At 58.6% G+C, this 23,295-nt stretch carries 16 protein-coding genes and 7 pseudogenes; 12 read left to right on the top strand and 11 right to left on the bottom strand.

The genetic code is table 11. The features are described from left to right. The first annotated feature begins 1,232 nt into the window (after positions 1–1,232). Both EN885_RS30600 and EN885_RS33935 read left to right on the top strand, forming a co-directional pair. Positions 1,233–1,450: pseudogene (locus tag EN885_RS30600) on the top strand (helix-turn-helix transcriptional regulator). A 215-nt stretch (positions 1,451–1,665) separates the two neighbouring features. Next, positions 1,666–1,779, top strand: a pseudogene (locus EN885_RS33935) (transposase); the annotation flags it as partial. 64 nt (positions 1,780–1,843) lie between these two features. Here EN885_RS33935 and EN885_RS30590 read toward each other — a convergent pair. The 4 genes and pseudogenes from EN885_RS30590 to EN885_RS34470 all read right to left on the bottom strand — a co-directional run. Then, positions 1,844–2,887, bottom strand: coding sequence for an ABC transporter substrate-binding protein (locus EN885_RS30590; protein WP_126063880.1), 1,044 nt, complete (start codon positions 2,885–2,887; stop codon positions 1,844–1,846). Further along, entirely contained in the window at positions 2,884–3,723 is an 840-nt protein-coding gene (locus EN885_RS30585) for an ABC transporter ATP-binding protein (protein WP_128243872.1), read from the bottom strand. Before EN885_RS30585 ends, EN885_RS30590 begins: the two co-directional genes overlap by 4 nt. Next, positions 3,723–4,790 carry an iron ABC transporter permease gene (locus EN885_RS30580; RefSeq protein WP_206616867.1) on the bottom strand — a complete coding sequence of 356 codons (1,068 nt, stop codon included), beginning with the start codon at positions 4,788–4,790 and terminating at the stop codon, positions 3,723–3,725. Before EN885_RS30580 ends, EN885_RS30585 begins: the two co-directional genes overlap by 1 nt. A 493-nt stretch (positions 4,791–5,283) precedes the next feature. Beyond that, a pseudogene (locus tag EN885_RS34470) lies at positions 5,284–5,554 on the bottom strand (alanine racemase C-terminal domain-containing protein); the annotation flags it as partial. A gap of 433 nt (positions 5,555–5,987) precedes the next feature. On the opposite strand from EN885_RS34470, the gene EN885_RS30565 reads away from it, so the two are divergent. The 3 genes and pseudogenes from EN885_RS30565 to EN885_RS30545 form a co-directional block, all read left to right on the top strand. Then, on the top strand, positions 5,988–6,695 hold the full coding sequence (locus EN885_RS30565; protein WP_128243870.1) for a class I SAM-dependent methyltransferase: 708 nt from the start codon (positions 5,988–5,990) through the stop codon (positions 6,693–6,695). A 246-nt stretch (positions 6,696–6,941) separates the two neighbouring features. Next, the gene (locus EN885_RS30560; RefSeq protein ID WP_206616866.1) at positions 6,942–7,931 is read left to right on the top strand and encodes a 2-oxoglutarate and iron-dependent oxygenase domain-containing protein; all 990 of its coding nucleotides are present in this window, start codon (positions 6,942–6,944) and stop codon (positions 7,929–7,931) included. A 1,031-nt stretch (positions 7,932–8,962) separates the two neighbouring features. Further along, positions 8,963–9,531: pseudogene (locus tag EN885_RS30545) on the top strand (IS66 family transposase zinc-finger binding domain-containing protein); the annotation flags it as partial. A gap of 190 nt (positions 9,532–9,721) precedes the next feature. Here EN885_RS30545 and EN885_RS30540 read toward each other — a convergent pair. The 3 genes and pseudogenes from EN885_RS30540 to EN885_RS34765 all read right to left on the bottom strand — a co-directional run bounded on the left by EN885_RS30540 (position 9,722) and on the right by EN885_RS34765 (position 12,493). Further along, a pseudogene (locus tag EN885_RS30540) lies at positions 9,722–10,949 on the bottom strand (acetyl-CoA carboxylase biotin carboxylase subunit family protein). A 381-nt stretch (positions 10,950–11,330) separates the two neighbouring features. Continuing rightward, positions 11,331–11,906, bottom strand: coding sequence for an aminotransferase class III-fold pyridoxal phosphate-dependent enzyme (locus tag EN885_RS34770; protein ID WP_128243868.1), 576 nt, complete (start codon positions 11,904–11,906; stop codon positions 11,331–11,333). Then, positions 11,855–12,493, bottom strand: coding sequence for an aminotransferase class III-fold pyridoxal phosphate-dependent enzyme (locus EN885_RS34765; RefSeq protein ID WP_126063887.1), 639 nt, complete (start codon positions 12,491–12,493; stop codon positions 11,855–11,857). The genes EN885_RS34770 and EN885_RS34765 overlap by 52 nt, the downstream gene beginning before the upstream one ends. Between EN885_RS34765 and EN885_RS34460 the strand changes: the two are divergent. Further along, positions 12,475–12,771, top strand: a pseudogene (locus EN885_RS34460) (type II restriction endonuclease). The gene EN885_RS34765 and the pseudogene EN885_RS34460 overlap by 19 nt on opposite strands. A gap of 517 nt (positions 12,772–13,288) precedes the next feature. Here EN885_RS34460 and EN885_RS30520 read toward each other — a convergent pair. Continuing rightward, positions 13,289–13,483, bottom strand: coding sequence for a hypothetical protein (locus EN885_RS30520; RefSeq protein WP_126063888.1), 195 nt, complete (start codon positions 13,481–13,483; stop codon positions 13,289–13,291). Positions 13,484–13,558: 75 nt separating this feature from the next. After that, complete coding sequence (locus EN885_RS30515; RefSeq protein ID WP_128243867.1) at positions 13,559–14,668, bottom strand: hypothetical protein; 1,110 nt, start codon at positions 14,666–14,668, stop codon at positions 13,559–13,561. 326 nt (positions 14,669–14,994) lie between these two features. Between EN885_RS30515 and EN885_RS30510 the strand changes: the two genes are divergently transcribed. From EN885_RS30510 to EN885_RS30500, 3 genes are read left to right on the top strand one after another with little or no spacing between them, the layout of a single operon-like run. Continuing rightward, complete coding sequence (locus tag EN885_RS30510) at positions 14,995–15,939, top strand: dihydrodipicolinate synthase family protein (protein WP_128243866.1); 945 nt, start codon at positions 14,995–14,997, stop codon at positions 15,937–15,939. Beyond that, positions 15,917–17,443, top strand: coding sequence for an aldehyde dehydrogenase (locus EN885_RS30505; protein WP_128243865.1), 1,527 nt, complete (start codon positions 15,917–15,919; stop codon positions 17,441–17,443). Before EN885_RS30510 ends, EN885_RS30505 begins: the two co-directional genes overlap by 23 nt. 12 nt (positions 17,444–17,455) lie before the next feature. Further along, positions 17,456–18,778 (top strand): FAD-binding oxidoreductase, encoded by a 1,323-nt coding sequence (locus EN885_RS30500; RefSeq protein ID WP_128243864.1) that lies wholly within the window; start codon positions 17,456–17,458, stop codon positions 18,776–18,778. Here the strand turns inward: EN885_RS30500 and EN885_RS30495 are convergent. Both EN885_RS30495 and EN885_RS34455 read right to left on the bottom strand, forming a co-directional pair. After that, positions 18,775–19,686: a LysR substrate-binding domain-containing protein gene (locus EN885_RS30495; RefSeq protein ID WP_126063892.1), complete on the bottom strand. Its 912-nt coding sequence runs from the start codon at positions 19,684–19,686 to the stop codon at positions 18,775–18,777. The two genes, EN885_RS30500 and EN885_RS30495, sit on opposite strands and share 4 nt — an antisense overlap. Before the next feature lie 495 nt (positions 19,687–20,181). Then, positions 20,182–20,421, bottom strand: coding sequence for a hypothetical protein (locus EN885_RS34455; protein WP_245456321.1), 240 nt, complete (start codon positions 20,419–20,421; stop codon positions 20,182–20,184). A gap of 368 nt (positions 20,422–20,789) precedes the next feature. On the opposite strand from EN885_RS34455, the gene EN885_RS30485 reads away from it, so the two are divergent. The 3 genes and pseudogenes from EN885_RS30485 to EN885_RS30480 all read left to right on the top strand — a co-directional run bounded on the left by EN885_RS30485 (position 20,790) and on the right by EN885_RS30480 (position 22,901). Further along, positions 20,790–21,299 (top strand): SDR family oxidoreductase, encoded by a 510-nt coding sequence (locus EN885_RS30485; protein WP_281035173.1) that lies wholly within the window; start codon positions 20,790–20,792, stop codon positions 21,297–21,299. Then, a pseudogene (locus EN885_RS34760) lies at positions 21,199–21,555 on the top strand (SDR family oxidoreductase). Before EN885_RS30485 ends, EN885_RS34760 begins: the two are co-directional and overlap by 101 nt. A gap of 419 nt (positions 21,556–21,974) precedes the next feature. Then, entirely contained in the window at positions 21,975–22,901 is a 927-nt protein-coding gene (locus tag EN885_RS30480; RefSeq protein ID WP_128243862.1) for a BRCT domain-containing protein, read from the top strand. Positions 22,902–23,295: the final 394 nt, after the last annotated feature.

Here is a 23,295-nt window from a genome sequence, read left to right as displayed (position 1 = left end):
TTCTCACCGCTTGGCTGTCTCGGAGATTGTGAGCCTCGCCACCATGTGACCGCGCAGAGCTGTGTAATGATGAGATCGAAGCGTCACTCGGCCTGGAACGCCGGCTGGATTTTTGCGTGCGCTAGACTCGCTGCTAAGCTTGGATTTGGCTGCGCGAAGATAACCCAAAGAACTGGAACTTCTGCAGCTCGTGCGAGATGCTTGATCCCGTGAACTCCCACGAGTTCGACGCGTGTCGCCGAAGCCAAGGGGTGCCTTTGACCAGTCGCCCTTCGTACTTATCAAACTCAATGCTAGGATTTTGCCCAAGTACCGGTGAAATTCGCATAGACATCACCGAGGTGTAGACTGCTGAAGGTAAGCTGTATCTCTATGTCGCCATCGACTGAGGCAGCAAATTCGGTTTTGTGCAGGTCGTGCGAAGACGGATCGAACCTCGCCGCCGCCTTCCAATAGCCCTGATCGCCCGCCGTCGCGCTAAGCGCGCCAAGATCTGCCGGCGCGACAAAACCCGCCAGCGTGATTTGCTCTTCGCGTGTCTCTTCTTGCCGAACCCGGCTAGAATATCTCAAACCGCAATGTTTTATGCGGTTCGCGTTTCAGCAGCCGACGCATTTTGGCGCAAATCGCTTCCCGCCACAGGTCATCCTGTCAAAATTCGCAACGAGGCGACCTGAATGCGTTCCCGTAATCGTCTCGGCCTCTGATCTGAACCCGATGGAAAAGAGGTTCGCTACGCAAAGCGACAGTCTGCCACCGCCGTCCGGTCGTTACGCGGCCGCGACCTTCGCGCGGCGCGCCCTGCCGGTGTTCCTCCCTACCGGCAGGGCGATATTCTCAAATTGCCTGATAGAGGTGATTGCAGTGCCTCCGCGATCGAGTATTTTGCGAAGGAGGTGATCCGCATAGCCCGATGGCACATCGAAATTCGGCAGCTACGCGACGGCAACCGGCTATCATGGCAGATTCTGACGCTCGATGCCGAGGATCAAATGGGCAATTTCTTCTCCGCTGGTTTGTCGGCGTACGCGTTCAAGAGTCCAAGAGTCTCATATAGGTTGTAAAGTGCTCCTTGTCGTAGGGTGTGAGGCCGCTCGATCAAGGGACTTCGTCGGCAATCGGCGTGCTCAATTTCGGATGCAATATTGCTGGAGTCGGTCTCCAGAATATCGAGTCCGCGCGGGCGGGGACGCTTCAAGTGGATTACGCTGTGCGACCGCTGACCTTCGTGCATGGACATGCGCAGGTTGGTCGGACGGAATGTGCAGAGGATCAGGAACAAAACCGTCTGACGCAGGAGCAGCTTGTCGAGGTTTCCGGATACAGCCAGCAGTACATCAGCGGTTTGGAAAAAGGCGGCAGAAATCCGATACTTGCGATTTATCGATTAACTGGCATCGGCCCGTGCGTCCGCCACATGGATATAGTTCGGCCCGACAGAGAGGCCTGAGACTTTCAACTTCTAAGTAACTGCTGAGTGCAGAGTGCTTGTGAACCGAGCCGGCCATTTTTCGCAAGCTCAGGCGGTCTCGGTCATCCGGCTTCGCCCCTGGCAGGGGGGCAGCTTTCCGCTGGTGCTACCGCCGGCCATTGCCAAGCGCTCGCGCAATCATGATCTCGACAAAGGCCATCAACTACGTGCCAAAGCGCTAGCCCGCGCTCACCCGATTCTTCGGCGACGGCAGGGTCTCCATCACGAACATTGCTTGCGGAAGGGTCCTGCGCTGCGTTCCGCTCGGTCGCAAGGCCTGGCTGTTCTGCGGTTCGGATCGCGGCGGAGATCTGCAAGTTTGCCGTTAGACTTCTGCGGAACCGAAACCGAACCGGTCCACGGTCGGATTGCTCAGTAGGGTGGCTCGGTCGTCGGGTCCAGAATGGCTGCGACAGTCTTGTCATCGAGCGAATGGGCGAAGATCGTGGCGTAAAATCGCTTCACTTCGGCCTCTAGGTCGATCTCACCAAAAACCTCGGGGTTGAGCGTCCTCGCCGCCCACAACACGGTAAGCGGCTGCTCAGCAGTGCGATTGCCCCATGTATGCGCGACCACTGGAAGCGGAAAGACGCGTCGTGTCGCCACCGCGCGAACATCCTTCAACAGTGGATTTGCAATGACTTTTTCGACATCCTTCAGTTGGGGGACCAAGATGATGTCGGGGTTCCAGGCAAGCACCTGCTCGATGTTGAAGGACAGCACTTCTTGGCTGCGCCCGTCGTCGGAGACGCTGACGCCGCCGGCCTGCCGGATCCACCACTCCGCAATGAGATGCGGCTGGCTGATCGTCTCCGGCTCGAAATAGAGCACGCGCGGCTTCTCGGTGACCGCAAGGGATTGCGAAATCGCCGAGACCCGCGCCAGAGTGCGGTCGAAGTAGTCGACATAGGCGGCTGCTTCCTTCTCCTTGCCGAGAAGGCCGCCGATGAGGTCCATCGCCGTCTTAACGTCATCGGGCTCCTGCCATTCAATGACGACCGCAGGCACGCCGACGCGCGCCATCGCATCCGCGATGGCCGGATAGGTCGTCAGGATGACATCCGGCTGCAGCGCGATTATCGCCTCCAGGTCCGGTTCGCGGCTCTGCGTCTCGATCAAGGGCGCGTCAACCAGTTGCGGCGCGAAGACTTTTTGAAAGGTCCAGCGCGGGTTCTCGCCGAATCGCGGCGGCAAACCGCTGACGAGTCGATCCGACGCGCCGACGGCGAACAGCAGGCTGTTTAGTGGCGGCACGGAGCCCATGGTGGCGACCCGCTCGACTTCGGCCGGCACGACGACTCTTCGGCCTGCCATGTCGGTGATGGTGCGGACCTCGGTTGCATTCGCCCCCGGCGAGGCGACGCCTAACAGGAGCAGCAAGAAGGCGGAAATTTTCAGGATGGATCGACACGTCATATCAATATTCCCTCAGATTTTTGGGACTTGCCCAATCGGGAGCGTCGGCGGACAGGAAAACATACGGTCATGGGACCGAAGCCATCGTCGCTTGAACCTATGGACGCCACCCGCACCGGCACATCGTACAGAGCGCTCAGCGTTACATCGTTGACCACGTGGGCTACGTCTCCCTGCGCAAGCACGAGCCCGTGCTTCAGCAGAACCGCTTGCGTCGCCGCCGCCAGGGCGTGGTCGGGATCGTGCGTGGAAAATACCACCGTGCGCCCCTGCGTGGCCAAGCCCGCGATGATGTCGAGGATGCGGGTCTGGTTGGCCAAATCGAGGCTGGCCGTCGGTTCGTCGAGCACGATCGTCGCCGCGTCCTGCGCGATTGCGCGGGCGATCAGCGCAAGCTGACGCTCGCCGCCGCTCGACAGATTGAACGGATGGTTCGCCAGGTGGCCGATGCCAAGACGGTCGAGGCTGTCGAGGGCAATGCGCCGGTCATGGGGCGATGGCACGGTGAAGGAGCCGAGATGCGGCGTGCGGCCGAGCACTGCGATGTCGGCCAGCGTATAGGGAAACACGGCCGCGCCGTGCTGCGGCACGTAAGCGATGCGGCGCGCGCGCTCGCCGTCGCTGAAGCTTGACAGCGGCCGGCCGTCGACCTCGATGCCGGCGCCGCCGCCCTGGAGCCCGACGAGACAACGCAGCAGCGTCGTCTTACCCGACCCGTTCGGCCCGAGAAGGCACAGCACCCCGCCCGCTTCGGCCCGGATCGAAATCCCACGCAGGGTCGGTGCGACGTTGCCGGCGTGAGTAAAGGAGACATCGCTGGCGACTAACGCGGCCATCAGAACCAATGCCTCCGGGCACGGCCGAGCACGATGGCGAAGCATGGCGCCCCAACAAGCGAAGTTACGACGCCGAGCGGCAGTTCCTGCGTCGCCACGCTGCGCGCCAGTGTGTCCATGGCAAGCAGGAACAGGCCGCCCGTCAGGGCGCTGATCGGCAAGAGGCGGTCGAAATTGGGACCGACCAGAAAGCGGGCGATGTGGGGGACGACCAGCCCGACCCAGCCAACGATGCCGCTTACGCTGACAGCGAGCGCGGTCAGTACGGTAGCTCCGGCGATGGCCACGCCGCTGACCAGCGGCGCGTTGACCCCGAGCGCCCGTGCCGAGTCGTTGTCGGCGCCGAGTACGTTTATGTGCCAGCGGATGGCGTAAAGCTGGGCGAGCATAAGTGCGATAGGAACGCCGATGATGCCGAGATCATCATTACCGATGCGGTTTAGACTGCCCATCAACCAAAAGGTGATCGACGGCAGCACGTCGAGCGGGTCGGCTATGTATTGCACCACCGCAACCAGCGCGTTGAAAACGGCGGCGACCACCAGGCCCGCCAGTACCAAGGTGATCATCGAGCCACTGCCGAGATGACGGCCGATCAGCGCAGTGGCCGACGTGGCGAGGATACCGGATGCCACAGCCATACCCATGATGCCCGACCAAGACAGGCGCAATAGCAGGGCCAGCGAGGCGCCAAAGGCCGCGCCCTGTGAAGCGCCTAGAATCGCGGGGGAAACCAGCGGATTGCGGAAAATACACTGATACGTCGCCCCGGCCGCCGCCAGGCTGGCGCCGACCAGCAGCGCGCCGGCAATGCGCGGCAGCCTGATTTCCCAAACGACCGTCTCCACTGTCGCGGCCCAGTCAGCCTCGCCGCCGGTTATGGGGTACAGTAAGATCCGCAGGGCCATCAGCGGCGGCACGGGATAGCGCCCCGTGGCGAAGGCCGACGCCACCACCGCAAGCAGCAGTGCGAAAAGTACAAGGTAGAGCGGCCACAGTGGCTGTTGCCGCGACAAGTTCTGGCTTTGACTCCTCTCGTGTGAAGTGGTCATCGTCGAGGTGCCCATTCTTCCGATGGCCAGAGTAGCGAGCAGCTCAAAGAAATCTCTGACATCGGCAGGTACTGCCCATCCATAAACGCAACGCCATGCGGGTAGCGCGTTGAATCAACGTGAAGTGCGTTGAGGGTTGAGGTCGGGCCGCGGCACGCTGAAGCATCGTCAGAGATATTCTTGTTTCCTTGCTTGGTGGAGTCTGCTCCGCCTGCGTCGGCGCCCCACGTCGTGGTCCATCCTGACGCAGCATCAGTTGGCGCCCTCTTGATCGCACAGCTTCGCGCGCGAAGACGCTCAATCCGATGCTGAACACGCAATGGGTGCTTCAAAAAAGAGGCCCGAAGTGACGGCTTCAGCGCAAGCTGTCCAGGCTACACCAAGATCCAAGGCTCAAACTTAACGCGATTACGCGCAATCAAGCTCTAGAATTTTGCGCACGTTCGTTTGCGCCATGAGGACGATCTCAGCGGATTCGGGTGGGCATATCGTACCCTCTCGTATGTGCTTAGCGAAACCGCCGGTGGTATAGGTCACTGATGCCGGTCAGGATTTTATAGGATATTGGTTCCGGCGTCGCGCGATGTACTCGAGCGTTTGGTGTCGACCAAAGCACTTCGGCGAGGCTTCTTAGCCGCAGTGCGGCTTCAGGCAGAGCCGTTGCAACGACGGTCATGCTGTCCATCGAAACGCGACTGACGATTGGCAGGCGGACCCCAATAGTATACTGCACCGCGTGCGCCAAGGCTGCGGGGCAGCCCATTGGCGTAGCCGGCAGCACTAATCGCTCTGGCTCACGCTAACATCGCCACCAGGCACTGCACGCCTCGTCCCCTCTCTTTCTCGAAAAGCAGAGCCGCCGTCGGAAAGCTCAGGCTCTCTAGATTTGCTTTTCAGACAGTTTCCCCGGACAGCCCTGCCATGGACGCGAGAAGGGGTAGCCTGCCGTTATGGCTCTCCCGCTACATCTACGTGTAGCGCGCGCGGGGAGATGTCCGACATGATTTTAGCTTTTGTCTGATCGGCGACAGAGGCTTGGCTAGCCAATCTCCTATTTTGGCAGCAGACCAAATCGCTGAAAACAGCCGCAAAACATGTTTTTTCGCCTCGTTCGGCCAAATGGCACGAGCTTTGATGCTCTCGGTGCGAGGCGGCAGCAGGTGCCGACCGGCACGCCGCCGTTGACCATCTTGCCCTACATAAGGAACTGTCATGAACACTCCCGATCAGCAGACGGCACAGGAGCAAGCCGCACGAAAACGCATCAAGGATTCCCATGCGCTCGACAGCGATCCCAGTCGCTTGGCCAACTTCTATCGCGGATGGGCTAGATCCTACGAGATGGATGTCGACCGCGACGGGTACTGCGGGCCTATGATCGTGGCGGAACTGGCGGGTGCCGTGCAGACGGCCTATTTGGCCAGGCAGCGAACTGCCATCGCAATCCTGGACGCCGGCTGCGGAACAGGCCTCGTCGGCGTAGAATTGGAACGCCTCGGCTTCCGGTTGATCGACGGGATCGACCTCTCCGAGGAGATGGTCGAACAGGCCCGGCAAACCCGCGCATACCGGCATGTCCGAGGCGATGTCGACCTTAACGGGCCGCTCTCCGACTACGCCAGCGCGAGCTATGACATTACGGTCTGCTGCGGCGTCTTCACGCTCGGGCATGTCCGACCTGATGGGCTGCGCGAACTGGCTCGCGTCACGCGCCCAAACGGCTTCATCATCGCAAGCACCCGCAAGAGTTATGCGGAGGCCACCTCCTTTGAAGGCGAGGTGCGGCGTCTGCAAGATGCGGGCGTCCTTGTGCTGGCACAGCGTCTAAATGACGGCAGGTACGTCGCGGAGGAGGACGCGCACTACTGGGTTTTCCAGGTGCTCAAGAAGGCCAGCGCCCCAGAGGAACAGGGGCCATGACCACGCTACTGCAATCTCGCTGGCGAAGCTGGCAAACGATGCAAGGCGACAACGAAGAGCGTGTGTGCCTACGCATGCCTGCCAGAAATTCGGGCCTTCTACTTTGTTGAGCACGGCACCTCGAAAGAATTCTCGGCACAGCCTATTCAGGCTTCCCGACGGTCCTCGACGCTGCCAGCCAAATAAGAAAATGGCCCGAAATCGTGTGCCGACTCCCATTTGTCAAACAAAGGTGTACTCATGTCTATGGACCTGTTGACCAGACTGGACGACAACCTGCGCGCGAAACGCGAAAGCTTTGACAAGCTTCCAGTGGTAGATATCGCGCCGCTTCTTGATGGCAGCAACAAGCAGAGGGTGGCGAAGGAGATACATTGGGCGTTGTCAAATACTGGGTTCATGTATGTGAAGAATCACGGCATTCCGCAGGATTATGTGGATTCAGTGTTCGATGTGAGCCGTCGGTTTTTTGATCTGCCCATGTCGCAGAAGATGGCATTGCATATTAGCAAATCCGATGTGGCCCTTCGCGGATACATAGAGCCGTTCGGGGAGAATACCGATCCGGGCAAGACGAAAGACCTGAAGGAGTGCATTGACATCGGTCCTGAACGTTTGATGTTGGAGGGTCCGTTTTTTGGCCCCAACCAGTGGCCCTCAAGTCTGCCCGAGTTTCGAGAACTTACATACGGATACCATCAAAAGATGGTCGGCCTGGCGAAAAAAATCTTGCAGGGCATTGCGCTCAGTCTGGACCTGTCGGAAAGCTATTTCGAAAGCCTTATGCGAAACCCGATCAGCATTCAGCGCCTGCTTCATTACCCCCCGCAAAGTGGCTACATCAGCGAAGAGATCATCGGTATCGGCGCCCACACGGATTACGGCAATCTGACCATCCTGGCGCAGGACGACGTAGGTGGCCTTCAGGTCATGAATCGCGATGGAGATTGGGTCGAGGGCATTCCGATCCGCGGCACGTTCGTAATTAACATTGGCGATCTGATTCAGCGGCTCACGAACGATCTCTATCTGGCGAACATGCACCGCGTGATAAATACCTCGGGCCGCGAGCGATACTCGATCCCCTTCTTTATCGACGCAGATTTCGATGCGATCGTCGAATCTTTGCCATCATGTATTACGGACGGCAACCCGCTTCGCTACAAACCGGTGAGGTGCGGCGAACACAAATTCGGGCGTTTTGCTGCAACTTACGGTCACTTGGCAAAGGCGTGAGGGCAAATACGTGACCTGCCGTGTTCATTCTGGGCGGCTACAAGCACTTGGACAATTAGTCGGCAAGGGGGCCTTCAAAGTCGCGGCCGGGTGCAGTTCAGACTGGCGAGATAATACTGTCAGTCTGACGGCGAGTTCGTTGCTAGCATCAGAGCTTCGAGCGCAAGCGGCGATCAAGAAAGCTGAGTTCCGAGATTCTGCTATGCGGATGCGCGGCATTGCTACTCCCGAGGTTGGACCAGACTGATGAGGCTTGCGAGGACATCAACAACCCTGGGGCGGTGCGTGTAGAGATTCTTGGTGCTGAACGGCGTCGTCGCTGGGGTGATAAGAAGAAGCTCGACATCGTCATGTCGGTTGGAATTGAGGGGGCGACCGTGACGCGGCAGCAGATTTACACCTGGCGGCGAGGGCTGAGGAGGAAGGGGGCTCCTGTTGCCGTCGGCGGGTCCCATGTTCCTTCCCGTGGACATGCCCGTGGCGCATTGCGAACCCCGTATGGGCAAAGGCACTGACAAATTGTCAGCGCTGGTTGAGTTACAACTATGCTGTGGGCGGAACCTGCGCTTTGACAGCGAGATCGATACCGCCACTCTGACCCGGCTCATCCAAGCGGTTGAGGCAGCATGATCGGACCGGGAACTGGGGTTCGGGTGTACCTTGCCTGTGGGTTCACCATGCCCAAAGGGATCGAGGGTTTGGTTGCGCTGACGCAGGATGTGTTGCGGCCAGAAGCCGACGGGAGGCGCGGTCTTCGCCTTTGGGGGAAGGCGTGGCGACCGTTTGAAGCTTCTTTATTTTATGGCCAGGGGTCCAGTCTTTATTACAAGGTTTTGCAGAAGGGTCGCTTTCCATGGCCGTCGGCGGCCGACGGGACGGCCAGGCTGACGTCAGCGCAAATGGCGATGTTATGGGAAGGAATTGACTGGCGACGCCCCAAATGGGGTGCGCCGCAGGCGCGTGTCGGATGATTTATCTCTCTGATGTAATGGTTTTATGGCTACTCGCCCTGACTTATGGTGGTCAGGTGCATGTCGAATGTCGCCGAAAATCATCCAGACGATCCTGCCTTTCTGAAGGCGATGATCACCGCCTTGCAGGCGGGAAATGCGAAGATGTCGGCGACGTTGCAGGCGCATGACCAGTTGATCCAGGCCTTGCGGCTGCGCCTTGCCCGGCTAGAAACAGGTCTTCGGCAAGTCTTCGGAAAAGATCGAGGGGGAAATCCAGCAGCTGGAACTGGCCCTGGAGGATCTTTTGATCCCCGCGGCGGGGAGCAATGCCGGGCCAATCAATGAGGCCGACGAGGCAGCGTCTGTTGCGCCTATGCCAAACGCGCCCGAAAGATCACGCGCCGTCGTCCGCGCGTATCACACAAGTCAGTTCGCGAGCGCAGGGAGCTCGATCCCGGCGCCTGCTGCCCCGCCTGTGGCGGTGGACTACGTCTTGTGGGCGAAGACACAAGCGAAATCCTCGACCTGATCGCCGCCCAGATGAAGGTCATCGAGATCGCCCGGTTGAAGAAATCCTGCCGCTGCTGCGAAAGATGGTGCAGTTGCCCGCGCCCAGCCGTCCGATACCAGGCAGCATGGCTGGCGCCGGCAAGCCCCAGCATGCCCGTTTCCGGTCTTGAACGTCTAGCCAATCGCAAGCTCAAGACGAGATATCGCGCCTGATCACATTGTCGCTGCCCCAAAATCGTCTGGGCGTCCGGGCAGATTCGTCGTAGGCGATCAACGGGCCATTATTTCTGACTTGTGTGCCCCTGCGCTGAAGCAAGAAGGGCTAGTTCAGACTTTTTCTGTTCCAATCGTCGGAAATGGTATAATCGACCACTTGATCAAGTCAACTGCACGCTGAAGGATCGCTTTCGTTTCATCAAAGTTGGGCGAAACAGCTATGACACAGCCCATAGAGTCTCGGTAGTCGCGCTGCCTGACGATGGGCGTCTTGGGTTTAACATCCAATTTAACCTCCGCGACGCCTGACAAGGCAGCCGCCCTGGCTTGGCCATCTATCCAATCGAGGATGCCATCGCGATCAGGAAGTAGACAGTGCCAAGCCGCGACACGGGAATGCCTTCGGCCCAGGTTCCATTCATTGCCGATAACAAGTTTAATGTGTTCGGTGACAAGATCGACGCCGTAGGCCAATTGAACCGATTGAGGACCGCCAGCGAGACGCGGATTGACTTCAATTTATTGGGCCACGCTCTGTCAAACGGAATTCGATATTCGCTGGCCCCCAGCCGAGGTCGAGGGCTCGCAAGCAGCTCAGCGAAAGTTCGGTTATTCGTTCATACTCTTCATCGCCAGCAGGGCCGGAAACGAGCCTTCACGAAAGACGAAGTAGGGTGGCGAGTCGAACTCAGCGGCCTCAATACCAATTACCTCATTTCCCATCAGGTGCGCCCAATAGTGGGGGCCTTCCGCGAATTCTTCCACCAGTATCCTCGGCGAAGTCTGCCAGAGGTGCTTCTCGCCCAACAGATAGCTCGTGTGTTCGGCCAGCTCGTCGAAGTCACGGCATAACTGGACCCCGCTGCTGCCCGCGCCCACGGCTGGCTTAAGGACTACCGGGAGCCCAAATCTCCTGAGCAGCACTGTTTACCTCGGGCGCATTGGCTGCCAAGCGGTAAGCTGGGATTGGAACACCGCCCTCCGCGAGGAGTTGACGTTGGGTGAATTTGTCGCAGCATCGTGCAATTGCTATGGGGTTCGGTCCTGGAAGCTGGAAATGGCGACAGAGCTCGCCAACAGTCGCATAGACCGGCTCAAGGGCGGTTGTAATCCCTTCAATTTCATAGGTCGCACTCAACCGGGAACATTCGTGGATAAGCGCGTCGAGATTGGTTGTGTCAACGGCGACTGCTTCAATGCTTCCCGCTGCAAGATATTCGTACTGCGCCGGGTTAGCGGACAGGACAATTGGATGAAGGCCAAGACGCTGGGCGGCTTGGACGTATAGCTCGCCATTCGCGATTGTGCCTTCAAGCAATATTAGCGCTCTTCTTGCCATCGTAGACACCTAGATTGCGTGGCGCAGTGACACTAAGCACAAATCGGTTCTTAAGCGTACTACTTGAGGTATGTAACGGCGGGTTGGAGGCTAAAAGTTCTGCAAGTTTACTTGAGGGATCTGTTGCACCCGTCTTAAACCGCTGCTGTGACATTAAGCATCTTGACTGATTTCCGACGGGTGCAGTGTTCAGGGCACTAGATGCGTCGGCAGAATGCTCAAATGCGAGCACTCGGCGCGAAGTGTGAGTAGTCAACCGTACTCGGCTACGCTCACGCAAGCCGTCTCCCATTCCCTGCCCACCAACCCCCGGTGCGGAGGCTCACCATTCAGATCTCCAGCCCTATTCTGGGACTCTATTTCTGAGGGCAGCATGGCTAATCAAGTGTGGCAACGCGTGACCACCCGCCCAAGCGAATCCTGGAAAATCGCCAAGGCTTCGTCGATGATCTCGTTCGATACAGTAAGCGGCGCAAGGACGCGTATGATATTATGCGCGCGTCCGGCCGAGGCGAGTAGTAGACCGCGTATCGCGGCCTCTTTCATAAGGTTTGCCGTCAGCGCTGTCGCCGGGCACCGGGACACTGTATCGCCAACGAGTTCAATGCCGATCATCGCGCCCAAGCCACGCACCTCCCCAATAATTTGGCGATTGTTCCCTCGGCGGCTTAGAGAGCGGAAACCGATGGTGAGGCGTTCGCCGATTTCCATGCTACGGGCGGTCAGGTTCTCATCCTCGAGCACGTTCAGAGCGGCAAGTGCCGCCGCGCAGGCAAGAGGATTTCCCGCGAACGTGCCTCCGAGTCCGCCCGGCGGCACGGCGTCCATGATCACAGCCTTGCCAATGACAGCTGCGATTGGGAGCCCGCCACCGAAACTCTTTCCGAGCGCGACAAGATCCGGCTCTACCCCTGAATGCTCGATGGCGAAACCTGGCCGGTGCGAGCGAAGCCGCACTGGACTTCATCCGCGATCAGGACGATGCCGTGGGCGTCGCACAAGGCGCGCAGACCGCGTATGAACTCGGGCGGCGCCGGCAGGAAACCAGCTTCACCCTGGACTGGCTCGATCACCATGGCTGCAACCTCGTCAGGTTCGATCTGCGTTTCGAACAGGTCTCGAAGCGCTTCGAGGGCCTCGTCTACACCAGGGCCTCGATAAGCCGAAGGAAAGGGCGCGTGGACATCAGTGGGGAAGGGGCCGAAACCGCGTTTGTATGGATAGATCTGTGAGGTCATCGCAAGGGTGAGTAACGTGCGCCCGTGAAAACCGCCGCTAAAGACAATGACACCCCTTCGACCCGAGTGGAAACGAGCGATCTTTATGGCATTCTCCACCGCTTCTGCGCCAGTAGTGACAAGCAGGGTTTTCGCCGGCGAGCGAAACGGGGCTATTGCGTTGAGGCGTTCCGCGAGCCGCACGTAACCGTCATAGGGAATGCTGCCGAAGAAGGTATGGGTGAAGCGCTGCAACTGCGCTCGAACTGCGTCAACCACCTGCGGATGCGAATGTCCGACCAGCTGACGTGGACGGTTTTCTGGCATTTTCCCTGAGCGTGCAGAACCGCCGGAAATCCCGGGCGGGGCAGTCGCTGGAGCATCATCTGGAGGCGCTGTTTCAGGCGCGCTCGATCCGGTTTTCGCGGGGCGCGGGGACCGAGAACCGCAACAGGCCGGATTTTCTGTTTCCTGGCCACGCCGAGTACACTGATCCGGCTTCTCTCCCGACCTGCTGACCATGCTGGAATCCAAATCGACGCTGAAAGACCGCTGGCGCCAGGTGCTGCCGGAGGCGGCACGGATACCGTCGAAGCATCTGCTGACACTTGAGCCGGCCATATCCGAGAACCAGACCGACCAGATGAAGGCAGCGTCTCCAGCTGGTGCTGCCTGCGAAGCTCCATGATACCTACGCGAGAGCCAGCGGTCGTGGCTGATGTCTCTCATGGATTTCGTGCAGCTCGTGCAAGCCCGCCAGCAACCGCAGTGAGACGGCCTTCAATTCCCGCTGACTCGAGGCGTGGGGAGCTTGGGGGTGGCTCGGCTTGCTTTTTAGGCTCGGTTTTTGGCTCAGGGATCGCAGGTCATTAATATCGGTAGCCGACACGTGGCCGATCTGCCGCCTGGAGGAAGCTTCGTTGCCATTGATGTCTGAGACGCGCGCACCTTCCATCTTGGCCCGCTCGAGGTGGCCTTGCTCACAGAGTGGGGAGCTGATCGCGTCACGCACCATTCGCGCCTTCCACTGCCAACCGGCCAATCGACGACGAAGCCGCCGAGCTTCGCCGGTCCGGCATGCACCTCTCACCCCGAACACCCTGCGCCGCCGCGTCGGGCGCGCTATCCTTCGAGGAGCGCGCCGTACCGATCCAGCACCTTCATCCGAAAATAGCTGAGCTCCGCGTCGAAGGATGGCGCGTCGAGTGTCCCGTCCTTTTGCCAGCTATCCACCATGTTGCAGATGGATCGGGCACTCCCTTCGGTGTTGAGCAGGCCGGACTCGAACGGGGTCCAGAGCAGCGAGATGGCGCTCACCTCCTCGTTGAGAGATGATTCAACCCATGCGCCTTTGCCTGAGCCAGTCGATGATTTGGGTCATGGGCACGCTAACTATCCGAACATCATGCGAAGCGGCTCGAACTGCAGCATCAATGCCTGGTTGATGGCGTCATTAGACGCAGTCGAAGGGAAGTGCGTGGTCATCGACATGTAAGGGAGAAAATCCTCTCCTTTAGCAATCAACGGCACAATCTGTCCGTTCGCGAACGTGGTTTCGACTGCGGCGCCCAACCACTCAGTTGGTACTGGATTGAGCGCATGAGGGTTGCGGATCAATTCGGTACCCTGTCTACAACTTTCAGGCGGCGCTTCAGGGTCGCCAATTTCGTATAGAAACGGGAATGGCCTGGTGGCATTTGGGTCCCAATTGTAATGCGTGCCGTAGCGGAATACGTGCACTGCATTCGAATGGTGTTTTCCCAATTGACCCATTCTGTTGAACTTGGCGATCGTGCCACTGTTGGCGAAGAGTACGCCCGAGATGTGTTCGGCCCCTGGCTGCGCAAAGAATCCTGAAGGGATTTCTTTCGAGCCGACATGTTTCTGGATCTGCGCCGTGCTCACAGAAAGCGACCCAGCCTCGTCCTTCCACGAGGTAGCCATTGCACCGTTGAGATACATAGAGAGCGCCGATGAACTGTTCGCCAGGGATCCGGGTGCATGGAAATCCTGGATAGCGAGGATGAGCGGTTTTCCCTTCACATGCGGCAACTCCCAGTACCTCTTCTTCAGCTTTGAGTAGAGGGGGCTACCTAGACGGATGGGCCCTTCGTTCAGGTGATACTCCGAAGCGTCCGCCAGCGACTTCGGTTCAGGAAAAGCTTGGTATGGCTGACCACTTGCTTGACCAGGATGATTGGCGGTCACCGCTTCTACGAAGACTTCAATGCCATCTCTCCGCAACAAGAAGTCTGGGCGATCATAGTCGCGCAAGACCTCATGTCCCTGCTCGGCAAACATGGTATTCAGGAATAGCTCAAAAGTCCGAGCGTCAAAGCCCGTTGATTGGAACTGCTCAACGAAGTTGCCGTCGATGTCGACGAGCTTCTCTGCGATCTCGTCAATCATTCCTCGTGCCGGCGCATACGAAAACATGTCCCGCAAGCTCACATATTGCGGATGGAGTTTTTCGTTGGTGACGATCTGATCAAACATTTTCATTGGTTAACCGTCTCCGTAGTGAAAGCCAAATAGCTACCGGTCATCAAAGCGGGTCGTTCGAGTGCACTCGGCGTATACCCGCTAGGGCTCAAAACACACGGCCACGTACTCCGGTCGACCATCTCGCCGTCGTCACTATAAAATTTCACGCATTCGCAGAGGCAGGGCGCGTCAGGTAATTACCCGCCATCAAATGGACGGGCAAGCCTTGCGAATCATAGCTCGAACCGCAAAAAAGTTGCCTACCAGGTGACTTTATTTCGGCTGCCGAGCCCTTCAGGCTTGCATATAACACTGACTTTGTAGCCCACATCGGAGCGAGGCAGATGTCGTTCAAAGGCGTTATTCCGCCCGTCACAACGCCCTTTCATGCGGACGGATCGATTGACCGTGACGGCTTCTGCGTCATGGTCGAGCACCTCGTCGCCGCTGGCGTCCACGGTATCATTGTCGGTGGCACGACAGGCGAGTACTACGCCCAGTCACGCGATGAGCGTGTCGTCCTGCTAAAGCTTGCAAGGAGCATGGTGAAGGGGAAGTTGCCCCTGATTGCTGGCGTCGGCGCGATCCGCACGGAAGACTGCATCGAATATGCGCTGGTTGCAAAGGACCTGAAGTACGACGGCATCCTGATAGGTTCGCCCTACTACGCTGTCCCCACGCAGCTCGAACTTGCCAATCATGCCCTTGCAATTGACAAGGCCGCCGATCTGCCGGTGATGCTCTACAACTATCCCGGACGCACCGGCACGATGATGGATTTCGAGTTCCTGGACCGCGTCGGTCGCAGCTCCAATTTCTGTGCAATCAAGGAGTCGAGCGGCAGCATGAATCAGCTGCACGCCCTGGCTCGTGACTATCCGCATATCGACCTGTTCTGCGGGATGGACGATCAGGCGCTCGAATTCTTCGCCTGGGGCGCCAAGGGTTGGGTCTGCGGAGCGGGCAACTGCCTGCCGGCTGAGCACCTCGCGTTGTACGAAGCGTGCGTTATTGAGAAGGATTTCACCAAGGGCCGGCAGATCATGTCGGCCCTTCTACCTCTGATGAGCCTTCTCGAACAGGGCGGCAAGTTCGTCCAAAGCATCAAGTTCGCGTGCGAATTGGCTGGATTGCCGGCTGGGCCGGTGCGCCGACCTATGCGGGCACTCGACGACCAACAAAAGCGGGAACTCGAGTCGACGATCCGCACCCTTAAAGCAGTCATCGCGTCGATCACTACAAAATCCCAAAAGAGGGCTTCCGAGAATGTCATCGCTATTAACGCGTGATGAGTACCAGAACTTGGCGGACAGCTTGCCACTGCCTACCAACGCAGTGATCGACGGCACGGCGCGGGCAGCACAATCTGGGGATACATTCGAAACCATCAATCCCGCCACGGGGCAGGTCATCGCCAGGATCGCTTCCTGCGGCCAGCCCGACGTCGATCTCGCTGTCGAAAAAGCACGACTGGCGTTTGAATCGGGCGTCTGGTCGCGTGCGCATCCGAGCGAGCGCAAGCGCGTTCTGCGGCGGCTAGTAAAACTGATGAAGCGAGACGCCCATGAGCTTGCAGTGCTTGAGACGCTTGAAAGCGGCAAGCCGATCTATGACGTCGAAACCATAGACATTCCAGAGGCCCTGCACTGCCTGGAATGGCACGCCGAAGCCACCGACAAGCTCTACGGCCAGACGTCGCCTTCCGGTGATGATGTCGTATCGATGATCGTACGCCAGCCGCTCGGCGTGGTCGCTTGCGTTCTGCCCTGGAATTTCCCTATCCTGATACTGGCATGGAAGATCGGGCCAGCTCTTGCGAGCGGCAACTCCGTAATCGTCAAGCCGGCCGAGCAGACCAACATGTCAACTTTGCGCATTGCCGAACTGGCGCATGAGGCGGGGATCCCCGCGGGCGTCCTCCAGATCGTAACCGGTCCCGGCGAGATCACCGGCAAGGCACTCGGCCTGCATCCCGACGTCGACATGGTCGCCTTCACCGGTTCGACCGATGTCGGCCGGAAATTCCTGGAATATTCCGCCAGGTCCAATCTCAAGCGCATCGTGCTCGAATGCGGCGGGAAGAACCCCTGCATCGTTCTGGATGATGCCGAGAACCTCGATGTCGTAGCACAGCATGTCACCCAGGCGGTCTTCTGGAACATGGGCGAGAACTGCTCGTCCAATTCGCGCCTCATCGTTCACGAGAAGATCAAGGACCGCCTGGTGGAAACGGTCCTGCACAAGCTCAGGGAATGGCCTCTGGGGGAACCGCTGAACCCAGCCAACCGGCTCGGTGCCATTGTCTCGAAGGAGCAGTTCGACCGAATTATGGCCTACATCAAGAAGGGGCGGGCGGAAGGCGCCAGGATGGTCACGGGCGGGAACGCCCACAGGTGCGGGAAAGGCTTTTTCATCGAGCCCACCGTGTTCGACGATGTTACCCCCGAAATGACAATTGCACGGGAAGAAATTTTTGGACCGGTGCTTTCCGTCATTAAGGTTACCAACGCTGATGAAGCAGTCCGGGTAGCAAATGACACGCAATATGGACTTGCAGCCTCGATCTTCACAGCCAATCTTGGCAAGGCACATCGTATCGCGCGAGACATCCGCGCCGGAACGGTGACCATCAACTGCTATGGGGAAGGAGACATCTCGACGCCCTTCGGCGGCTTCCAGCTTTCAGGCTTCGGGGGACGGGACAAGTCGTTGCATGCCCACGACCAGTATACCGAACTCAAGACCATCTGGGCGGATATTTCCGATCCTGAGGTCTCGCGTTCGGTAGACTAGCCGATCGCAAAGATGACCGACCACGCGGCTGTCCGCACGCCTGCGGACACGTCCCCGTCCGGCTGGTACGGTATTCTGCCGCCTCCCAAGGCACCGGAGGTGCTGCGCGACCGTCACAAGGCAGACTGGCTCATTGTCGGAGCCGGCTTTGCTGGTCTGGCGGCCGCGCGGCGTCTGTCCCAACTGGTGCCGGACGAGCGCATTGCGGTCGTCGACGCCCAACGCATCGGTTGGGGTGCTGCCGGGCGCAACTCCGGCTTCATGATCGATCTTCCGCACGAACTCGGCAGTGAGCACTACGGCGGAAGCCAGGACCGCGACCGCCGGCGCATCCGCCTGAACCGGGCCGCGATCGAATTCTCTGCTTCATCCGCAGACGAGTACGGTCTGCAGAAGTTCTTTGTTCGGGCCGGCAAATTTCATGGGGCGGCAACCGGCCACGGTCTCTCTGCCCTACGCGGGTTCGAGGAGCACCTGACGGGATTAGGCGAGCCATTCGAGCGGCTCGACGCGCTGCAGCTGAAGGAAATCACCGGAACCGACTTCTTCGCCGGAGGTACCTTTACGCCGGGAACAGTAATGGCACAGCCGGCCGGCTTCATCCGCGGCCTCGCCCAAGGGTTAACCCGCGGTCTCCATATATTCGAGAATTCGCCGGTCATATCTCTGCAGACCGGCAAAATGCATACCGTGAGGACGACCGGGGGCGAGATCACCGCGCCGCGGCTGATACTGACGGTCAACGGTCATCTTGAAAGCTTTGGCTTCTTCAGGAAACGCCTGCTCCATGTGTTCACCTACGCCAGCATGACAAGGCCGCTCTCCAGGACCGAACAGGCGCTTCTGGGCGGTGAACCGAACTGGGGCCTGATCCCGGCTGATCCGATGGGATCAACTATCCGGAGGATCGGCAACCGGATCCTCGTCCGCAACACCTTCACCTATAATCCGGATATGTCCACCAGTGAGAAGCAGATCCGTCGGATCGGCGCTGCGCACGACCGATCGTTCCAGGCGCGCTTCCCTATGCTGGGTGAAATACCGATGGAATTTCGCTGGGGAGGCCACTTGTGTCTCTCCCTCAATTCAGCGCCCGCATTCGGCGAAATTGAGGATAGGGTCTTCGTAGCCGGATGCTGCAATGGCCTTGGAACGGTGCAAGCTACCCTCTATGGGATGCTGGCTGCCGATCTTGCCGCCGGTAGCAATGAGCCGATGGTTGCAGACGCCCTGAGCGAGCCAACCCCAGTTCGGCTGTATCCAGAACCGCTGATGTCGATCGGAGTGCCGTTGAAGCTGTGGGCGATGCAGAAGCGGGCCGGCAGAGAGCTCTAGCTTTCTCGTTCTTGCGCCGCCGTTTCCCGGATCCAGCTACGGAGGCTCTGCGCGGCAGGGGACAGTGTGCGATTTTCATACCAGGTGAGATAATAGCTACCAGGGGCGGGCAACTCGAGATCCGTCAGTCTGACGAGACTCCCTTCTTCGATCTGCGCCTTGACAAGGCGGTGCCAGCCAACAGCCACCCCTTGATCGGCTTGAGCGGCCTGGAGAGCCACGAAGAACTTGCCGAAGCGCCGACCACGGGTCGGCCCATGCGAGACTCCCGCGCGCCGCAAGACCTCGTCCCAGCCAGCCCAGTCGGGATCCACCCAGTCAACGTGCAGCAAAGGAAGGTCGGCCAACGACTCCGCTGTTGCGTCGCGATGCTTGCTTGCAAATCCAGGGCCGCATACCGGGTAGATTGTTTCATCGAAAAGGAGTTCAGCATCTTCATTCGACCACGATCCAAACCCGTAGCGGATACGCAGTTCGACTTCGGCGCGCCGGTATTCTCGAGGATTGTCCGAAATCAGGTGGTCAACGGCAATGTCCTGATTTCGCGTCCAGAAGTCCGGCATCCGTGGGATCAACCACATCGACGCGAACGCATCAGAGCAGGCGAGAGTGACGTTCTTCGCCCGGTCGCCGTGCTTCACATTTCGGACGATATCTGCGGCCCGCGAAAAACCGCTGGCCAACGCGCCATAAAGGTCTTCGCCGGCGCCTGTCAGCGCCACGCCGGTTGCCAGCCGAGCGAAGAGCGGAACACCGAGCTCATCCTCGATCGCTTTGATCTGCCGGCTGACAGCCCCAGGAGTGACGTTCAGTTCGGCAGCAGCCAATTTGAATGACAGGTGCCGGGCAGACGCTTCAAAAACAGCCAAAGCAGTCAGGGACGGCAGGTCGTAATAGCGGCGAACCATCTCAAGCTCCAAATACTTCGACAATCGCGCCGGGCGACAAATATATCCACCACTCGGTACTTTTGGAAATCGGGTTGCAGCTGATAATCTGCGTTACGGCCGATTATGGCCGCAATTCCAACCCAGCTGCGCCGCAGCTTAGTAAAACTGCTCGAACCATGCTTCGCGATCTGCGACGCTGCCCGATCAAAGTCCGACACCGCTGTAGCGTAGCACAATCCGTGGCGATGCCGCTGGCTGACAACTCAACAAGGAGGTGAAACTTTTGCAGGACTGCCCCACTAGTCTTCGGCGGCCTTTCAGAGATTATGATGGGAACTTTTCTCAAAGGTTGACTTGAGCCGTGACTGGCATTGATAAGAAAACTGCGGTGATAACAGGCGCTGCGGGATGCATAGAGCGAGCTATCTCCAGGCAGTTCGTTGAAAGGGCTTTCGTGTGGTTGCGAGCGACCTCGACCAGGCCGGACTCGACAGGCTTGAGGCAGAACTAAATCTATCCGGACAGAATGTCTGGACCAAAGCTGGTGACCTCAGGAGCAAGGACTATTGCGAGGATTTGATCGAGTACTCCGTCCAGGCGACAGGGCTCGACATGCTCGTCAACAAAGCCGGAATCATCACGCGAGGAAATATTCTCACGACGACCGGCGAATTTTGCGAGCGGACATTCGAGATTAGCGTGAGTTCCATTTTCCATACCTCCCGGAAAGCCATAGGCCACATGAAGAGACATGGCGGCGGCGCCATTGTGAACGTCGCATGTTACTGGGGACCCTATCCCGGGCCTGGGCACGCCGCGTACTGGATCAGCGAAGCAGCCGTGGCGGCGTTGCCAAAATGTCTCGGCCGCGACCAGGCAAGTGACGGGACGCGGTCAACGCGGTGTGCCCAAATGAAGTCAACGCGCCGATGCTGCGTACCGGCCCTCCGGCCTGGCTTCGATCCGTACACAGCCGCAGCGGAGGCCAACAACCCGGTGCCTTAAGGCCGGCTCGCGGAGCCAGACCAAATAGCCGACGTGGTAATCTTCCTATGTCCTACGCTCCGTCACGGGCACGGCGGTCGAATTGAACGATGCAAAAGCTCTCTATTGAGGCACCCATGGCTGATAGGCTATCAGGCAAGATCGCAATCGTCACAGGCGGCGGACGTGGTATCGGCGCCGGTATTACACAGCGGTTCGTAGAGGAGGGGGCGAGAGTTGCCATTGTGCAGAGAAATTCGCCGCCTGACGGGATGCTTAACAATCGAACCATCTATGTGAAGGCGGATCTCGCGAATTCCAACGACATTCGATCCGCTGTCGAAACTGTGGTCAAAAGCCTTGGCGGTCTGGATATCCTGGTCAATAACGCTGGTGTCATGTTCGAGAAGACGGTCGATGAGATGGCTGAGGCGGACTGGGATCACATGATGGATATCAATCTTAAGGCCCCATTCCTGCTCACGAAGGCGGCGTTGCCACACCTCCGCAACCGGACTGGTGCAAGCGTGGTCAATATCGGGTCGATTGAAGGCCTGGCGTCCAAATCCTGGCCATCCTGCATATTCCGCCTCAAAAGCCGGCATTCACGGGTTTACCGCAGCAGTAGCGGTCGATCATGGGCATGAGGGCATCCGGTGCAATGCCATTGCACCGGGCTGAATCAATTCTGATCTCAGTGAAATCCACATACATAGCATGGCCGACAGCTCCCGCCTCTACAGAGAACTGCTCGCCATGCATCCGGTTGGCCGTCTTGGCGAGCCAACCGATATCGGAAATCTAGCCGTTTGGCTTGCCTCGGCAGAGAGCGCCTTCGTGACCGGTCAGGTTTACGTCATCGACGGCGGCCGTACCAAAAAGTTGCCGCTACCGATTCCCTAGGCCACGAAGCCGGCCAATGGGCCGGCTCTCTGCCCCTTGTCAGACTGTCGGATCGACTTTCTCACGAATTCGCCTGGTAATGCGATCTATAAGTGTTACCAGAACCACGACGTCTCCAAACCTGCAGGCGAGAGATCGCCCAACTTACCGGTGCCAGACAAGGACACCATTACGGTTTGAGGCATATGCACGCAGCGCGTCAGGCACAAAAACTTCATCGTTCACGGCGGATGGCCCCGGGATGAAAACCGGCCCGTTTTCAGATGCAGCAATGATCGACAGCAAAGGGTCGTTGATGGCGAGCATTTGGTAATGGAATCGAAGACTCTGGTCATGCTCTTGCACAACGATTTGGCTCCATCCGCGGCAAAATCAGTTCTCGTGAACTGATGTCATTGCGCTGAGGACCGGCCGCAAATATGGTTCGTAAACTGCTGTACAGGGAGGGGATGATGGGGGCAGGTGAATTGAAGTACGGCGGGTCTGCGCTATGGCGAATACACGCGAAGAGCAACCGTCGGAAGGCCGAGGCATACTGGCTGGGTTTTCTTGAAGGTGTTCTGGCCAGCGAATCCATTGAGAGCCTGGAAATCGCGTCAATTCGGGCCGAAGCCGAGCAGTTCCTCCAGCTGTTTGGAGACGACGACGCAGCAGACCTCATCCAGGATTTGGACACCGCATACAGCGATTACCGTGGGGAAATTTTCGGGATCATCTCCGGAATCGTCGACTATCGCTTGAGACCGTTCTCCGAAAGCAGCCCAAATGACTGCTGCAACAGGTTCTTCGGCTTCTGTGCCGGGATTGCCTGCGACAATCGCCTGAAGATCATGGAGGTCGAAAAGCTGATCGACCGCATCGACCAGAACGCGCAACTCCTCGATGACGCCAGGATTGCGGCTTTGAAGAGGGTGGCTGCCAAGGCGATATCGGATGGGCATCTATCGACGGATGAAGAAGAAGACATCGGCGAGTGGATCGTTCGATTGGTCGGCGATAGCTGCGCAGACACCGGGTTACCAACTTACGGGAACACGCCCTCCATAGACGGCGTCCTGAGAGACTCGAGCATGTTGGTGTTCGAGAACGCGGGATTTGTAGTGACCGGTAACTTTAGTATGGGGCCTAGAAAGGCTATCGAGGGATGGATCGTAGAACGGGGAGGGGTGGTTACTAGGAGCGTCTCCCGCAGCACCGACTACCTGATCATAGCCGCGATCGCTTCGCGCGATTGGCTCCATAGCCATCAGGGGACCAAGATCATCGAAGCCCTGAAGCTTCGCGAGAAGGGCGGCAACATACATTTCGTGGAAGAGCTTACTCTCCAGAAGGCGCTGGGCCTTTGACGGCGGGTCCTTCAACACAGGAGGCGTCGTCCCGCTCGGCGGACCGGACCGCGCTCCACGTGTCTGTAGCGGCCTCCCTCATCTCGCTTGCAGCAGTTCGAGAATACAATCGCGTGGGGGCACGGTTCTAATGCCTGTCCCCTTTACTGGAGGTCGTGACCTCTGGATGACATGACCATCGGTATCGATCAGCCGCAGCCAACTCGCTTGCACGCAAGTCCAGTGGAAGTAGCAGCCCGATGGCCTCTCCCGGTTGGCGCGTTGCCACTCTTTTGGAGTTCACAAAGACGCCGAAGATTCCGAGATAATGAAATAGACTTCATTGTCCGCCAATCCTGCTCAATCAACTTTGCCTCCTTGGAAAATTCCACAATTTGTCCGAGACCCTACTGGC

The sequence above is a fragment of the Mesorhizobium sp. M6A.T.Cr.TU.014.01.1.1 genome (genome assembly GCF_004022765.1).
Taxonomy (GTDB): domain Bacteria; phylum Pseudomonadota; class Alphaproteobacteria; order Rhizobiales; family Rhizobiaceae; genus Mesorhizobium; species Mesorhizobium mediterraneum.
This window is presented reverse-complemented; position numbering and strand designations above follow the sequence as displayed.